16 protein-coding genes are annotated in these 14,875 nt (G+C 54.6%); 10 read left to right on the forward strand and 6 right to left on the reverse strand.

Annotated features, from left to right (window positions below):
• The first annotated feature begins 33 nt into the window (after positions 1-33).
• A complete protein-coding gene (gene uraA, locus ACQZQY_RS10795) occupies positions 34-1,326 on the forward strand; it encodes a uracil permease (RefSeq protein ID WP_413528164.1) in 1,293 nt (430 codons plus the stop codon).
• 176 nt (positions 1,327-1,502) lie between these two features.
• Positions 1,503-2,210: a DnaA inactivator Hda gene (hda, locus tag ACQZQY_RS10800; RefSeq protein WP_122096119.1), complete on the forward strand. Its 708-nt coding sequence runs from the start codon at positions 1,503-1,505 to the stop codon at positions 2,208-2,210.
• A gap of 49 nt (positions 2,211-2,259) precedes the next feature.
• Here hda and arsC read toward each other — a convergent pair whose 3' ends face one another.
• Positions 2,260-2,616 (reverse strand): arsenate reductase (glutaredoxin), encoded by a 357-nt coding sequence (gene arsC / locus ACQZQY_RS10805; RefSeq protein WP_431297086.1) that lies wholly within the window; start codon positions 2,614-2,616, stop codon positions 2,260-2,262.
• A 23-nt stretch (positions 2,617-2,639) separates the two neighbouring features.
• Positions 2,640-4,175, reverse strand: coding sequence for a beta-barrel assembly-enhancing protease (locus tag ACQZQY_RS10810; protein ID WP_205965089.1), 1,536 nt, complete (start codon positions 4,173-4,175; stop codon positions 2,640-2,642).
• A 259-nt stretch (positions 4,176-4,434) separates the two neighbouring features.
• Between ACQZQY_RS10810 and ACQZQY_RS10815 the strand changes: the two genes are divergently transcribed.
• Positions 4,435-5,499, forward strand: coding sequence for an AI-2E family transporter (locus tag ACQZQY_RS10815; RefSeq protein WP_056771333.1), 1,065 nt, complete (start codon positions 4,435-4,437; stop codon positions 5,497-5,499).
• A gap of 77 nt (positions 5,500-5,576) precedes the next feature.
• On the opposite strand, the gene bcp is transcribed toward ACQZQY_RS10815, so the two are convergent.
• Both bcp and ACQZQY_RS10825 read right to left on the reverse strand, forming a co-directional pair.
• A complete protein-coding gene (bcp, locus tag ACQZQY_RS10820) occupies positions 5,577-6,050 on the reverse strand; it encodes a thioredoxin-dependent thiol peroxidase (protein WP_056771336.1) in 474 nt (157 codons plus the stop codon).
• Positions 6,051-6,075: 25 nt separating this feature from the next.
• Complete coding sequence (locus ACQZQY_RS10825; RefSeq protein WP_056771339.1) at positions 6,076-6,642, reverse strand: glycine cleavage system transcriptional repressor; 567 nt, start codon at positions 6,640-6,642, stop codon at positions 6,076-6,078.
• Between the two features lie 145 nt (positions 6,643-6,787).
• Between ACQZQY_RS10825 and dapA the strand changes: the two genes are divergently transcribed.
• From dapA to ypfH, 7 genes are all read left to right on the forward strand, one after another.
• Positions 6,788-7,669 (forward strand): 4-hydroxy-tetrahydrodipicolinate synthase, encoded by an 882-nt coding sequence (gene dapA / locus ACQZQY_RS10830; protein ID WP_056771342.1) that lies wholly within the window; start codon positions 6,788-6,790, stop codon positions 7,667-7,669.
• A gap of 16 nt (positions 7,670-7,685) precedes the next feature.
• Positions 7,686-8,765, forward strand: a complete 1,080-nt coding sequence (bamC, locus tag ACQZQY_RS10835) for an outer membrane protein assembly factor BamC (RefSeq protein WP_056771343.1) — start codon at positions 7,686-7,688, stop codon at positions 8,763-8,765.
• A gap of 56 nt (positions 8,766-8,821) precedes the next feature.
• Entirely contained in the window at positions 8,822-9,535 is a 714-nt protein-coding gene (purC, locus tag ACQZQY_RS10840; protein WP_056771346.1) for a phosphoribosylaminoimidazolesuccinocarboxamide synthase, read from the forward strand.
• A 224-nt stretch (positions 9,536-9,759) separates the two neighbouring features.
• Positions 9,760-10,638, forward strand: a complete 879-nt coding sequence (ypfJ, locus tag ACQZQY_RS10845; RefSeq protein ID WP_431297087.1) for a KPN_02809 family neutral zinc metallopeptidase — start codon at positions 9,760-9,762, stop codon at positions 10,636-10,638.
• Between the two features lie 123 nt (positions 10,639-10,761).
• A complete protein-coding gene (locus ACQZQY_RS10850; RefSeq protein WP_056771350.1) occupies positions 10,762-11,214 on the forward strand; it encodes a DUF441 domain-containing protein in 453 nt (150 codons plus the stop codon).
• A 1-nt stretch (position 11,215) separates the two neighbouring features.
• Positions 11,216-13,210 carry a tRNA(Met) cytidine acetyltransferase TmcA gene (locus ACQZQY_RS10855; protein ID WP_431297088.1) on the forward strand — a complete coding sequence of 665 codons (1,995 nt, stop codon included), beginning with the start codon at positions 11,216-11,218 and terminating at the stop codon, positions 13,208-13,210.
• Positions 13,211-13,318: 108 nt separating this feature from the next.
• Positions 13,319-13,963 (forward strand): esterase, encoded by a 645-nt coding sequence (ypfH, locus tag ACQZQY_RS10860; RefSeq protein WP_431297089.1) that lies wholly within the window; start codon positions 13,319-13,321, stop codon positions 13,961-13,963.
• Positions 13,964-14,007: 44 nt separating this feature from the next.
• Here ypfH and ACQZQY_RS10865 read toward each other — a convergent pair whose 3' ends face one another.
• Both ACQZQY_RS10865 and ACQZQY_RS10870 read right to left on the reverse strand, forming a co-directional pair.
• Positions 14,008-14,193: a YpfN family protein gene (locus ACQZQY_RS10865; RefSeq protein ID WP_056771358.1), complete on the reverse strand. Its 186-nt coding sequence runs from the start codon at positions 14,191-14,193 to the stop codon at positions 14,008-14,010.
• Between the two features lie 10 nt (positions 14,194-14,203).
• Entirely contained in the window at positions 14,204-14,869 is a 666-nt protein-coding gene (locus ACQZQY_RS10870) for a M15 family metallopeptidase (RefSeq protein WP_431297178.1), read from the reverse strand.
• Between the last annotated feature and the right edge of the window lie 6 nt (positions 14,870-14,875).

Raw genomic sequence — 14,875 nt, forward strand, 5'->3', positions numbered from 1 at the left:
TTTTACCCGCCATTTTTTACAGAGGATCAATCCATGACCCGTCGTGTCATCGGGGTAAGCGAACGTCCGCCGTTATTGCAGACGATTCCCCTGAGTTTCCAGCATCTTTTTGCCATGTTTGGTGCCACCGTTCTGGTGCCGATTCTGTTCAAAATCAATCCGGCGACGGTGCTGCTGTTCAATGGCATAGGGACTTTGCTGTATCTGTTTGTCTGTAAAGGGAAAATACCCGCTTATCTCGGTTCGAGTTTTGCCTTTATCTCACCGGTGCTGCTATTGCTGCCGATGGGTTATGAAGTGGCGCTCGGCGGGTTCATCGCCTGCGGGCTGTTGTTCTGCCTGGTGGCGCTGATTGTGAAGAAAGCGGGCATTGGTTGGATCAACGTGATGTTCCCTCCGGCGGCGATGGGCGCAATCGTTGCCGTCATCGGTCTGGAGCTGGCCGGTGTGGCGGCGAACATGGCCGGGCTGCTGCCTGCTGATGGCGCACCGGTGGATTCCACCGCCGTGACCATTTCAGTGGTGACGCTGTCGGTGACCATTTTGGGTTCGGTGTTATTCCGTGGTTTTCTGGCGATTATCCCGATCCTGATCGGTGTGCTGGTCGGTTACGCGCTCTCCTTCTTTATGGGCGTGGTAGATGTTTCCGCGATTGCCAATGCGCACTGGTTTGCACTGCCGACCTTCTACACTCCGCGTTTTGAATGGGTGGCGATCCTGACCATCCTGCCTGCGGCGCTGGTGGTGATTGCAGAGCACGTCGGGCATCTGGTTGTGACGGCAAACATCGTCAAAAAAGATTTGCTGCGTGACCCCGGCCTGCACCGTTCAATGCTGGCGAACGGCCTGTCGACGGTGCTGTCCGGATTCTTCGGTTCCACGCCCAATACCACCTACGGCGAAAATATCGGCGTCATGGCGATCACTAAGGTTTACAGCACCTGGGTGATCGGTGGCGCGGCGATATTGGCGATCCTGCTGTCGTGCATCGGTAAATTAGCGGCGGCCATTCAGGCAGTGCCGGTTCCGGTGATGGGGGGCGTGTCGTTGCTGTTGTACGGCGTGATCGGTGCATCGGGTATCCGCGTACTGATCGAATCAAAGGTCGATTACAACAAAGCGCAGAACCTGATCCTGACGGCGGTGATCCTGATCATCGGCGTCAGCGGGGCTAAGATCCACATCGGCGCGGCGGAGCTGAAAGGCATGGCGCTGGCGACCATCGTCGGCATCTTCCTCAGCCTGCTGTTTAAGGTGATTGAGATCTTCCGTGGCGAAGAAAAGATCATTGATATTGAAGACGAGCGGGAAAATCCGCCTGTCTGATGGCGGTATTTTCACGAAACACCTGACCGGCGGGTGCAGCGCTTCCCGGTCAGGTGCTCGGATCACAAGCGGTTGCACTCGGCAGAGTTCATTTCGTTGCGGATCCTTGCTAGAATTCGGTCGTTCCTTTTTATTGACGAGACAACATCTGCGGTCTTCATACCGCTTTGGTTGAGGTGCTTCTGAATACGCCGGCACAGCTTTCCCTGCCACTTTATCTTCCCGATGATGAAACCTTTGCCAGTTTTTATCCGGGTGAGAATCCCTCTCTGCTATCTGCTATTCAGACCGCATTGCATCAGGAACACGGCACGTATATTTATTTCTGGTCACGCGAAGGCGGCGGCCGCAGCCATCTTCTTCACGCGGCCTGCGCGGAATTATCCCAGCGTGGCGAAGCCGTGGGGTATGTGCCCTTAGATAAACGCGCCTATTTTGTGCCAGAAGTGTTGGACGGCATGGAGCATCTTGCGCTGGTCTGCATTGATAACATCGAGGGCATTGCCGGAGATGACGAATGGGAAGCAGCAGTTTTCCATCTCTATAACCGCATTCTTGAAACCGGCCGCACGCGTCTGTTTATTACCGGCGACCGTCCTCCGCGCCAGCTGAACCTCAGCCTGCCGGATCTGGCTTCGCGCCTCGACTGGGGGCAAATCTATAAACTGCAGCCGCTCTCCGATGAAGAAAAACTTCAGGCATTACAGTTGCGCGCAAAACTGCGCGGATTTGAATTGCCGGAAGATGTTGGCAGGTTCCTGCTCAAACGTCTGGATCGGGAAATGCGCACGCTGTTCACAACGCTCGATCAGCTCGATCGCGCATCGATTACTGCTCAGCGGAAACTGACCATCCCGTTCGTGAAAGATATTCTGGGGCTGTAAGCGGAAAGGAGTCCGGGTTCGCATCACGAACCCGAAACGGCGTGCGGGGTTACAAAATCTCTTTGACTTGTTCCGGTGGCCGCCCTAAACGCGCTTTGCCGTTTGCCAGTACAATCGGACGTTCAATCAGCTTTGGATTCTCAGCCATCGCCTGCAACAGCTGTGTTTCGCTCAGGCTTTGCTCAGCCAGATTCAATGCCTTATAAATCTCTTCGCCTTTGCGCATCAGTTCGCGTGCCGAACTGAACCCCAGCTTGTTCAGCAGATCCTGCAAGGTCGCAACGGTCGGTGGCGTCTCCAGATATAAAATCACTTCCGGCTCGATCCCGGCCTCTTCCAGCAATTTCAGCGTTTCGCGGCTCTTTGAGCAGCGCGGGTTGTGGTAGATAGCGACATCTTTTGGCATACACTCTTCCTTAATCATCAAATTCAGCCTTTCTGATACTGGCGGAAACGTCCCTGCAACTGACGCAACTGGTCGATACGTGCGTCGTAGCGGGCTTGTTCCAGACTGCCTAATTTTTGCAATGCGCTGGCGTTACTCAGCATTTCTATCGCCTGATCTAACCTGCCAATCAGCGCCATGCTTTCAGCGCGGGCGGCCAGTTCCTGCGCGCGCATCCCCTGCGCGGCAGACGCCTGAGACAGTAAATCCCATCCGTTAGGATCGCCCGGATAATTGAACGTATAACGGTTGAGGATCCTGCTGGCATTGGCCGGTTTCGCGCCTTCTAAATAGGCATTCGCCAGATTCAGCTGAAGAACCGGATTGGTGCTGCTGGCGGCCCCTGCGGCTTCGAGACGGGCGATGGCCTGAGGTGCGCGTTTGCTTTCGAGATCGTTATCAGTTGATAAATCCAGCAACCAGTCATTGCCCGGATTCTGCGCCATCAGCGGATCCAGTATTGCCCGTGCCTGATCGTATTTCTTGGCTTTATAAAACTGCAACGCCTGACCGTATTTCGCGGCGAGTTGTTCGCGCACGTTGCCGTTGCTCAGTTTTTGCAGATAGTCATCGGTCAGCGGGAAGCTTTCAGAACCGTACATACCGAGCATTCGCACTTTCGCCATCAGGTAATTTTGCGAAGACTGCACCACCGTATGCGGCATCTGATTGGCACGGTTACGCACGTCCGCCAGACGGCTGTCGGGCAGGGGGTGCGTCAGCAGCATTTCCGGCGGACGGGTGGAATAACTTGCCTGATCGGCGAGTTTCTGTAAAAACGCCGGCATTGCCTGCGGATCAAACCCGGAGCGCTGTAAAACCTGCAAACCGATACGGTCCGCTTCCTGCTCGTTGCCCTGAGTGAAACTGATCATCCCCTGTTGCGTGCCTGCCAGGGTGCCGGTCAGCGCCGCCATCCCCATTTGCGGGCTGGCCATCGCCAGAAGAATGGAACCCAGCGCGCCGACCCAGGTCAGTGGCGCATTGCGTTGCTGATCTTCCATCGCACGGGCCAGATGGCGCTGGGTGACGTGGGAGATTTCATGCGCCATCACCGATGCCAGCTGGCTTTCGTTGTCGGTATAACGAAACAGCGCGGAGTGAAGCACCACGTTGCCACCGAAGAAAGCGAAGGCGTTAAGCTCGTCGTTATTCACAATAAAGAAATGGAACGGCGTGCGGACTGAATAGGCATGGGCAACCAGGCGCTGCCCGAGTTCATTGATGTACTGATTGAGCAAAGGGTCGTTAATCAGCGGGGTACTGGCGCGCATCTGACGGACGTAGAAATCGCCCATCTGCAATTCCTGATTAATGCTTAACGTTCCGCCCGCCGTGGTGCCAATATCCGGTAACTGATCGCTCACCGAAGGCGCTAAGGGGGATGTCGTCGTTTTGGCGGAAGACGTTGCCGGTGTCGACCAGAATGAACTGTCATCAGCGCCTGCGGGAAAAATTGCGCTACTGAACAGGCTGCCCAGACACAGGGCGATCACGGTTTTTTTCAATCGCATTACCATATACATTTGCTTCCCAATAATTTATCCGCACACCGATGAGCTTTAAGAGCTTTTCTTCCGTGAACTGAAGGGATGAACATTATTTCTGGCGCTATTGTTTGCGCTGAACTTTATAGTAGCTATCCTCGTGAGAGTTTAAAACACTCTGCGGCTACAGTTGTGTGACAACAAATATAAAAGATAGTTACTTGTGTCAGAGTGCGCAGGGAACGAAGAGCGCAACCCTACCAGATACCGGAATTTACAGGAGCATTCTCTGATGTTGGACATGTTATTACAGTGGTATCGCCGCCGGTTTACCGACCCGCAAGCCATTGCGTTGCTGGCAATTTTGGTTGCAGGTTTTTGTATTCTCTACTTTCTCAACGGTATTCTGGCACCGCTGCTGGTGGCGATAGTGCTGGCGTATTTGCTGGAATGGCCAACCGTGCGCCTGCAACATGTCGGGCTTTCGCGCACGCTGGCGGTCAGCGTGGTGCTGATTCTGTTCGCCGGTATTCTGATGCTGGGCATTTTTGTTGTTGCGCCGGTGACCTGGCAACAGGGCGTTAATTTGCTGGCGGATTTACCCAGCATGCTTAACCGTTTCTATGATTTTGCTGCTACGCTGCCCCGGCGTTATCCGGCGCTGGTTGATGCCGGTATCATCGACATGATGGCCGAAAATATGCGCAGCAAACTTTCCGGGCTGGGCGAATCGGTCGTGAAGTATTCAGTGGCCTCGCTGGTCGGTTTGCTGACGCTGGCGATTTACCTGATTCTGGTGCCGATGATGGTCTTCTTCCTGCTCAAGGATAAAGAGCAAATGCTGAATGCCGTGCGTCGCGTTTTGCCACGCGATCGCGGGCTGGCGGGGCAGGTCTGGGCAGAAATGAATCAGCAGGTCACCAATTACATTCGCGGCAAAGTGCTTGAGATGATTATCGTGGGTGTCGCCACCTATCTGGTGTTCTGGGTGATGGACTTGCGTTATTCGCTGCTGCTGGCGGTGCTGGTGGGGATCTCGGTGTTAATCCCTTATATCGGCGCCATGCTGGTGACCATCCCGGTGGTGATTGTGGCGATGTTCCAGTGGGGACTGGGTGCCGATTTCTGGACGCTGCTCGTTGCCTATCTGGTGGTACAAGGCGTGGACGGAAACGTGATTGTGCCGCTGCTATTCTCGGAAGCCGTGAATCTGCACCCGCTGGTGATTATCCTCTCGGTTGTCGTGTTCGGCGGGTTGTGGGGGTTCTGGGGCGTATTCTTTGCGATCCCGCTGGCGACCCTGGTCAAAGCTGTGGTGCACGTCTGGCCTGATGAACTGCTCAACGAAAGCGTCTGAACCGGCAGGGCGAAATGAAGGAAATAAAAAAAGCGCGTCTGCGCTTTTTTTTATGAACGTGGGTCACCCGTGAGTTATCAGGCGGACTTCTCGTTCAGATAGGCCATCACGATGTCATGATGGTTAGTGGTTTTGAAGTCGTCGAACACTTTTTCGACCTTGCCAGTGCCGTCAAGCAGGAAGCTGATGCGATGAATACCGTCGTAGGTTTTCCCCATAAAGGATTTTTCACCCCAGACGCCAAACTGCTCGCAAACCTGATGATCTTCATCGGACAACAGCGTGAAGTTCAGCAGCTCTTTCTCAGCAAAACGCGACAGTTTTTCAGGTTTATCCGTGCTGATACCCAGCACTTCCACACCCTCACTTTTCAACTGATCCATGTTATCGCGCAGTCCACAGGCCTGTACGGTACAGCCAGGGGTCATAGCTTTTGGATAAAAATAAACCAGGACTCTCTGTCCCTGGAAGTCGGCCAGATTAATTTGTTCACCGTCTTGATCGGGTAAACTAAATTGCGGCGCAGGATCACCGGCTTTCAGTGGGCTCATTGTCTTTCTCCGTATCTCTTAGCGATTACTGCAGTTTATTTTCATTCTCAGAATAACTGACGACGTTAATACTGCCTTGCGCATTCAGTTCTGTACATAGCTGATGAAAGGCTTGTTCAATAATTACCGGATCGGTATTAGCAGCACTGTGCGCCGTCATCTGAATGGAAAGCTGGGCGGGCGTTGTGCCCTCAGCAGGACGGGTTTTTGACGCCAGTTCTGCAATGTTCATCTGGTGCGTATCGAATAAATCCGTGAAACGCTCGATCAGGTGCGGGGAGTCTTTCACTTCCACTTTCACCCATACGGTCGCTGGCATCGGCGGGCGTTCCGGCGCGTTGGTGCGCTTCATCACGATCAGCAATTCCAGCTCGGCGCCTTTTTGCGGCAGTGTCGATTCAATCAACGTAATCGCGTTCCAGCTGCCGGAAAGCAGCATGATGAAGGTAAATTCATCACCGAGCATCGCCAGCCGGCTGTCCTCAATATTACAGCCGCAGCTGCTGACCTGGCGGGTGATGGTATTGACGATACCTGAGCGATCGGCACCTAACGCGGTGATAACCAGATAATGTTGTTGTGGCTGCGGCAAAATGGGTCTTCCTGTCGTGCTTGGGAGTATTCCCAAGGTAAACATAAAAAAAACCGCCGGACAAGCGCTTACAACACGTTGTTTGCTTGCTTTTGCAGTGGTGTCAAAAGTACCATGAGTGACCTGTTTGTGGAGGGGAAGGTCAATGTTTACGGGAAGTATTGTTGCACTGGTTACGCCGATGGACGCCAAAGGTGCTGTCGATCGCGCGAGTCTGAAAAAACTGATTGATTATCATGTGTCCAGTGGTACTGCGGCGATCGTTTCCGTTGGCACAACAGGCGAGTCGGCGACGTTAAGTCATGACGAACACGGTGACGTGGTCATGCAAACGCTGGAACTGGCCGATGGACGCATTCCTATTATCGCAGGCACCGGGGCAAACGCCACCGCCGAAGCGATTTCACTGACGCAACGTTTTGAAAAGAGTGGCGTTGTGGGCTGTCTGACAGTCACCCCATATTACAATCGTCCGACTCAGGAAGGTCTGTTTCAGCACTTTAAAGCCATCGCTGAAAACACCTCTCTGCCACAAATTCTCTACAACGTGCCTTCACGTACCGGCTGCGATATGTTGCCGCCGACCATCGCGCGTTTAGCCAAATTAAAGAATATTGTTGCTGTTAAAGAAGCAACAGGGAACTTAAGTCGTGTTAGTCAGATCCAAGTGCTGGTTGATGATGAAGATTTCATTCTGCTGAGCGGCGATGACGCCAGCGGTCTGGACTTTATGCAACTCGGTGGCAAAGGGGTGATTTCTGTGACGGCCAACGTGGCTGCGCGTGAAATGGCTCAACTTTGTGAACTGGCGGCATGTGGCAACTTTGCCGAAGCGCGTCGCCTGAATCAGCGCCTGATGCCGTTGCATCAGAATTTGTTTGTAGAAGCAAACCCAATCCCGGTGAAATGGGCCTGTAAGGCACTGGGGTTGATGGCAACAGATACTCTGCGTCTGCCTATGACGCCGTTAACAGATGCTGCCCGTCCGGTCGTGGAACACGCATTAAAAAGCGCCGGTTTGCTGTAACTCTTAGGAAGATTTGATGGCCTCTTTATTTGACAAGAATAGTTTCCAGATGACCCGATTGCAGAAATCAGCCGTAGCGAAAGTGGTTGGGGTTTCCCTGATCATGCTGCTGGCGGCCTGTTCAAGCGACCAGCGCTACAAGCGCCAGGTGAGCGGCGATGAATCCTACCTGGATGCACCCGCCCTGCATGAGCTGAAAGCCCCTGCCGGGATGATTCTGCCTGTACAGAACGGAACGTACGATGTTCAGGCCGGTGCAATGCAAGGTGCGGTGGGCAAACAGCTCGACATCCGTCCACCGATGCAGCCTCTGGCCTTGCTGAACGGTTCACAAACGCAATTCTCCGGCGACAGCAGTACCGTGCTGCTGGAAAACACTGCTCAGAACCGTGATTTGTGGAACAACGTGGTGAAAGCCGTTCAGCAAAACAATTACACCATCGCTAACCGTGATGATGCTAACCAGACGTTGACCACTGATTTCGTTAACTGGAATCGTGCAGATGAAGACTTCCAGTATCAGGGCCGTTATCAGATCAGCGTGAAACAGCAGAGCTACCAGTTAGCCCTGACCGTGAAAACGCTTGAACTGAAACAGCAGGATAAAGCGGTCACCACATCGGCTGAAATCCAGCGTTATAACAGCCAGATGATGAACTCCATCACCGCAAATCTGGATAAAGTGCAGCAGGATACGCAAGCCCGTCTCGATAATCGTCGCGTTGGCGAGATCGACGTGCAAAGCGGCGCAGACGATACCGGCCTGCCGGTGCTGATCGTGCGTACCAGCTATGGCGTGGTGTGGGATCGCTTGCCGAATGCCCTGGCGAAAGCCGGCATGAAAGTGACCGACAGCAGCCGTCCGCAGGGCACAATATCCGTCACCTACAAACCGTTGAATGACGATGCGTGGCAGACATTGGGTGCGAAAGATCCGGGTCTGTCATCCGGTGATTACAAACTTCAGGTTGGCGACCTCGACAACCGCAGTAGCTTGCAGTTCCTTGATCCAAAAGGACATGCTCTCAGCCAGTCGCAGAACGACGCGATGGTGGCGGTCATGCAGGCCGCATTTAGCCAGAGCAGTGCAAAATAATACCAAGGGGCTTCGGCCCCTTTTTACATCTGTTTTTTCCACTGGAGTAAGTAAAGATGCAAAAGTTAGCTGAGTTGTATCGCGGCAAGGCGAAAACCGTCTACACCACAGAAAACCCGGACCTGCTGGTGCTGGAATTCCGCAACGATACGTCAGCACTGGATGGTCAGCGTATTGAGCAGTTCGACCGTAAAGGCATGGTTAACAACAAATTTAACCATTTCATCATGGCTAAGCTGGAAGAAGCCGGTATTCCGACACAAATGGAACGCCTGCTGTCTGACAACGAAGTGCTGGTGAAAAAACTGGATATGGTCCCGGTTGAATGCGTTATCCGTAACCGTGCTGCAGGATCGCTGGTAAAACGTCTGGGCATTGAAGAAGGTCTGGTACTCAATCCACCGTTGTTCGATTTGTTCCTGAAAAACGATGCGATGCATGATCCGATGATCAATGAGTCTTACTGCAAAACCTTCGGTTGGGTGAACGAAGAGCATCTGGCACGCATGAAAGAGCTGAGCTACAAAGCCAACGACGTGCTGACCAAACTGTTTGATGATGCCGGTCTGATTCTGGTCGATTTCAAACTCGAGTTCGGTTTGTTCAACGGTGAAGTCGTACTGGGTGATGAATTCTCGCCAGATGGTAGCCGCCTGTGGGATAAAGAAACCCTGAACAAGATGGATAAAGATCGCTACCGCCAGAGTCTGGGTGGCCTGATCGAAGCCTACGAAGAAGTTGCTCGCCGCATCGGTGTGAAACTGGACTGATCGTCAGTCAGTTTTCAGCCCTGACGCGCAATCGTTTACGTAGCGGGGCTGTATCAAACCGGGTGGTATTTGTGCCACCCGATTTCTTCTTACGCATTTAATTTCCCCTTTTCCCCACTGTTTTATTTCATTTAATGCCTTCTGACCTAAAATTACGTCCTTGCGCGGATGGTATTAACCGCGCGCGCTGGCTAGTCTTTATAAAAACAGTCTGGAGGTGGAGTATGCGTTGGCAAGGGCGTCGCGAAAGCGACAATGTGGAAGACAGACGCGGACAGGGATCCAACTCCGGTGGTGGTCCGGGCGGTGGCGGAATGCGTCTGCCGATCCGTGGGAAAAGTGGCATCGTGATTATTATCGTGGTGCTGGTCGCCGGTTATTACGGCATTGATCTGACACCGCTTATCGATGGCGGGCAGTCCGGTGGTGTGCAAAAGCAGACACAATCGCAGTCCATCAGCCCGAAAGATGATGAGCAGGCGAAATTCACCTCGGTGATCCTCGCTTCTACAGAAGACACCTGGAAAGAAATCTTCCAGAAACAGGGGATGACTTACCGCGAACCGAAACTGGTGATGTACCGTGGCGCAACCCGCACCGGCTGCGGTACCGGCCAGTCGGTTATGGGGCCGTTCTACTGCCCGGCGGACAGCACGGTGTATATCGATCTCTCCTTCTATCAGGAATTGCAGAACAAACTGGGCGCGGGCGGTGATTTTGCACAGGGTTACGTCGTGGCGCACGAAGTCGGCCATCACGTACAAAATCTGCTGGGTATTGAACGCAAGGTGCGCGAGATGCAGCAGGGCGCATCGCAGGCGGCGGTGAATCAGCTGTCGGTGAAAATGGAACTCCAGGCTGACTGCTACGCCGGCGTCTGGGGCCATTCCATGCAGCAACAAAATGTGCTTGAAGAGGGCGATCTGAAAGAGGCGCTGGACGCCGCGCAGGCGATCGGCGATGACCGTCTGCAACAGCAAAGCCAGGGGCGCGTGGTGCCGGACAGCTTTACGCACGGCACATCTCAGCAGCGGTATACCTGGTTCAAGCGCGGTTTCGATACCGGTAATCCCGATCAGTGCAACACCTTTGCCAGCCGCTGATTCTGCCAAATGCAGGCTATTCAGTTCTGGTCTGGCTGCAAAAACTGTTCAATAATCAATGACCGATTCAAAAGGCTCCCCGGAGCCTTTTTTACTTCCTGACAGGAAAACGCAGGGAACGCTATGGCTTTTCTCGATCCAACCCTTTTGATCTTACTGGTGTTTGCCGGGCTCGGCATTATCAGTCACAACAGCGCGGTGACTATCGCGATGTTTTTCCTGCTGACGGTACGTATCACGCCGCTGAACAACTTCTTCCCCTGGATAGAAAAATACGGCCTGACCATCGGTATTATCATTCTGACCGTCGGAGTGATGGCGCCTATTGCCAGCGGAAAAATCAGTGCCAGCACCATTGTGCATTCCTTCCTGCACTGGAAATCTATCGCCGCTATTTTGGTCGGCGTGCTGGTGTCGTGGCTGGGTGGGCGCGGTCTGACGCTGATGGGAACGCAGCCCCATCTGGTTGCCGGTTTGCTGGTCGGTACCGTACTCGGCGTCGCGCTGTTTAAAGGCGTGCCGGTCGGGCCGCTGATCGCCGCCGGTTTACTGTCGATGCTGGTAGGGAAAAGCTGACATGCCCGCCACGTCCCTGACCTCATTACAGCATCAGATGCAGCACCAGGGTGTGCGGCGTTTACTGGTGTTTAGCGGGGAAGCGGGCTGGTGTGAAGATCAGGCCAGACATGTGTCGACAGGCTGCGAAGGCGACTGGCTGTGGCTCAGTGATTCGCCGCCCGCCGGCGTGAACGCCTGCTCACCCTCTGCGGCCCGGACGCTGCTGGGTCAGGACGTTTTACACGGCATTTTTGATGCGCGCAGCGGGCTGGATGTTGAGGCACTGGCTGCATTTTCCGGCACGCTGAAGGCCGGAAGCTGGCTGATTTTGCTGGTGCCGCCATGGCAGCTTTGGGCGCAACAGCCCGACAGCGACAGCCTGCGCTGGAGTGAACAGCCGCAACCGATCGCCACGCCCCGTTTTATCCAACGTTTTCAGGGTTTGCTGCAAAACGCGCCGCACGTTGCACTGTGCAGACAAGACACCGATTTTGAACTTTCCCCGTTGCCCGTTGCAGCGCGTTGGCTGCCGCCTGATGGTCAGCCAACGCCGCAGCAGCAGACGATTCTGCAACTGCTTATGCAGGCAAAATCCGGTGTTTGGGTGCTGACTGCGCCTCGTGGCCGTGGCAAATCAACGCTGGCAGGTATGCTGGCCGCACAGTGGCCGGGCACCTGCTGGGTGACGGCGCCGGGCAAACGTTCGGTTGATCACATCCTCTGTCATGCACCGGAGTCGGTACGGTTTATTGCGCCTGATGCTCTGCTGAGCTTGTGTCGCGAAGGGGCGGTCAACGGCGCTGACTGGCTGATTATCGACGAAGCCGCAGCCATCCCTGCGCCGATGCTTTCGGTAATGGTCAAAGCCTTCCCGCGTGTGTTGCTTACCACCACGGTGGAGGGCTACGAAGGCACCGGGCGCGGTTTTTTGCTGAAGTTTTGTGCATCACTGGCGCAATGGCACGATCTGCGGCTGCACGCACCCATACGCTGGTCGGAACAGGATCCGCTCGAGCCATTGATAAGCGAACTGCTGCTGTTTGAAGAACATCTGCCAGACGTGCATAACACCGGTGAAACGCCGGAAATTTTCCCGTTTGACGCCGCTCGCTGGTGTCAGGAGCCCGCGCTGCTGAAGGATTTTTACGGCCTGCTGACCAGCGCGCATTACCGTACTTCGCCGCTGGATTTGCGTCGTTTACTGGATGCGCCGGGGATGACCTTCAGCGCCGCCAGACAAGGTCCGACGTTAGCCGGTGCGCTGTGGCTGGTGGATGAGGGCGGACTTAGCGAGGCGCTGGCGCAGGATGTCTGGGCGGGGCGGCGGCGGCCGCGTGGCAATCTGGTGGCGCAGTCGCTCGCGGCTCACGCAGGTTTCCCCGAAGCCGCCGTATTACGTTCACGGCGCATCAGTCGGATTGCAGTACACCCGGCGCTGAGGCGGCAGGGGATCGCCCGCGATTTACTGGCGGAACAGCAAAAGCGCGCGCAGCAGGCGGGGCTGGATTTTCTGTCGGTGAGTTTCGGTTATACCGAAGAACTTGCCGCGCTGTGGCATCAGGCCGGTTTTCAGCTTGCGCGTATCAGCACGCAGAAAGAAGCCAGCAGCGGATGTTATGCCGCGATGGCGATATTACCGCTCAGTCCTGCAGGGCATGAACTGGCTCAGGCAGTATTAAATCAGCTTCACCGTGACTGGCGCTGGCTGTCGACATTGACCGATATCCGGCTGCCGTTCCCGCCTGAGGGTGATACCCGAATGAATGACGCCGACTGGCGCGAACTGGCAGGATTTGCCTTCGCGCACCGGCCTGCACAAAGCAGTCTTCCCGCCCTCAGCCGCCTGTTGATGTCCAGCCCGTTGCCGCTGCAGGCGCTGCGTGCCTGGCTACAACAGGGAAAAAGCACCGCGGAAATCGTGCAAATGTTGCAACTAACCGGCCGCAGGGCGCTGCTGGCCCGCTGGCGAGAGGAAACGCAGCAGGCACTCAAAGCCTGCGGCCGGGGGGAATAACGGGCAGATTTCATTGCAAAAAATGGAAAGACTCATTCAATAAAACCCGATTTCACTCACCGGCAGGCGGCGTATAGTGACGGTATTAACCTAATACGGGAGAAACCCATGAGCTCAGAACAGATTATCGTCCAGCAGCCGGAAGCGCGTGCTAACCAGCTGATTTTATTATTTCACGGCGTGGGCGATAACCCGATTTCGATGGGTGAAATTGGCAAGTTTTTCGCCGTCTCTTTCCCGCAGGCTCAGGTCGTCAGCGTCGGCAGCCCGGATATTTGTGACTTTGGCCGTGGGTTTCAGTGGTTCTCAGTACAGGGCGTGACGGAGAAAAACCGCCAGCCGCGTATTGATGCCGCGATGCCGCTGTTTATTGAGATTGTCCGCGACTGGCAGCAAAAAACCGGCGTCACTCCTGAAAATACCACATTAGTCGGTTTTTCACAGGGCACCATCATGGCGCTGGAATCCACCAAAGTGGAAGAACATCTCGCTTCGCGCATTGTCGCTTTCAGTGGCCGTTTCGCTAATCTGCCGGAAAAACCCATTGCGGCAGGCACTGTGGTGCATTTTATTCACGGCGAGCAGGATCCGGTGATCAATCCGTTCCAGTCCAAAAGTGCGGCCGAACGACTCAACGCTTTGGGCTGCGCCTGTACCCTGAATATTCAGGCGGGCATGGCGCACGGGCTGGATTCGCACATGATCAACACCGCCATTTCGCATTTGCAGAATGACGAACCCCCGGTGCATTGATCAAAAAAGGCAGCCAGTTTGGCTGCCTCCGTTTTTAACTGCTTTTACTTCTTCTTCGGCCATTCATCATCTTTGTCCCACTCGGCATTATTATCGCGATGCGGTGGAATTTCGGGTTTGTCGTTGAGGTATTTTTTCACATCAACGCGTCGCAGTTCCTTCACACCGCTGATCAACATACCAATCAGAATGATCAAAATGATCCACCAGTAATCTTTAATCCACTCCATGGCGTGCTCCTTAAATGTTGTTTGTTGGTAGGGCGATGAATCTCGGGAAGAGGGTGGCCATCTCACTGATAACCCAGTCAGAACCCGCCACATCTTGCCCTTGCCATGCACTGATAAGCACCTCCGGCGTCAGTTGTGATGCACACAACTGCGCCAGCGGGCGATAACTCAGGTGCCAGGGTTCAACAGCTACCCCGCCACGGTCTACAGCATACGGACGATAAAAACCAAACTCCGCCATATGGTCTGACATCCAGTTGTTCAGCGAATAAAAATACCCGCCTTGCTCATATTCCCACGGCTCCAGCTGTAACGTCTGGCCGGCAGGCACCCGACGGGGATCGTACACATCCAGATCGCTGCCCCAGTGGTGGCGGCTGGCGCCCGGCAATGCCGACCAGCGCATGATCAGTTCGCACCGCTGTCCGGCAGACAATCCGCTGACGTCTGCTGGCTGGCTGTCCTTATCTAATACTGGTCGCTCACCGCGAAATTTTCCATTCCAGATAGCCAGTTGGCGATCAAAATCACGAAAGGTACTGGCTGGCTGGAGATCAAACCCCGCTTCACGCGCTGCCTGCTGCATCCGGGCAAACGCCTGTGCCGCCTCTGGCTGCAAACGGTGTGGGCCGTCGCCCAATGTGACCAGGTGAGCGGTTGAGCGTCCGGTCAGCATCTCTTG

Origin of the sequence: Rahnella sp. PAMC25559 (assembly GCF_050632365.1) — a bacterium.
GTDB lineage: Bacteria > Pseudomonadota > Gammaproteobacteria > Enterobacterales > Enterobacteriaceae > Rahnella > Rahnella rivi.

What these genes read in the sequence shown, in the direction of transcription:
- purC (WP_056771346.1), top strand. Translation starts at nt 8,822, where the DNA reads ATGCAAAAGTTAGCTGAGTTGTATCGCGGCAAGGCGAAAACCGTCTAC.
- ACQZQY_RS10810 (WP_205965089.1), bottom strand. Translation starts at nt 4,175, where the DNA reads ATGGTAATGCGATTGAAAAAAACCGTGATCGCCCTGTGTCTGGGCAGC.
- ACQZQY_RS10850 (WP_056771350.1), top strand. Translation starts at nt 10,762, where the DNA reads ATGGCTTTTCTCGATCCAACCCTTTTGATCTTACTGGTGTTTGCCGGG.
- bcp (WP_056771336.1), bottom strand. Translation starts at nt 6,050, where the DNA reads ATGAGCCCACTGAAAGCCGGTGATCCTGCGCCGCAATTTAGTTTACCC.
- ypfH (WP_431297089.1), top strand. Translation starts at nt 13,319, where the DNA reads ATGAGCTCAGAACAGATTATCGTCCAGCAGCCGGAAGCGCGTGCTAAC.
- dapA (WP_056771342.1), top strand. Translation starts at nt 6,788, where the DNA reads ATGTTTACGGGAAGTATTGTTGCACTGGTTACGCCGATGGACGCCAAA.
- arsC (WP_431297086.1), bottom strand. Translation starts at nt 2,616, where the DNA reads ATGCCAAAAGATGTCGCTATCTACCACAACCCGCGCTGCTCAAAGAGC.
- ypfJ (WP_431297087.1), top strand. Translation starts at nt 9,760, where the DNA reads ATGCGTTGGCAAGGGCGTCGCGAAAGCGACAATGTGGAAGACAGACGC.
- ACQZQY_RS10815 (WP_056771333.1), top strand. Translation starts at nt 4,435, where the DNA reads ATGTTGGACATGTTATTACAGTGGTATCGCCGCCGGTTTACCGACCCG.
- uraA (WP_413528164.1), top strand. Translation starts at nt 34, where the DNA reads ATGACCCGTCGTGTCATCGGGGTAAGCGAACGTCCGCCGTTATTGCAG.
- bamC (WP_056771343.1), top strand. Translation starts at nt 7,686, where the DNA reads ATGGCCTCTTTATTTGACAAGAATAGTTTCCAGATGACCCGATTGCAG.
- ACQZQY_RS10855 (WP_431297088.1), top strand. Translation starts at nt 11,216, where the DNA reads ATGCCCGCCACGTCCCTGACCTCATTACAGCATCAGATGCAGCACCAG.
- ACQZQY_RS10865 (WP_056771358.1), bottom strand. Translation starts at nt 14,193, where the DNA reads ATGGAGTGGATTAAAGATTACTGGTGGATCATTTTGATCATTCTGATT.
- ACQZQY_RS10870 (WP_431297178.1), bottom strand. Translation starts at nt 14,869, where the DNA reads ATGCTGACCGGACGCTCAACCGCTCACCTGGTCACATTGGGCGACGGC.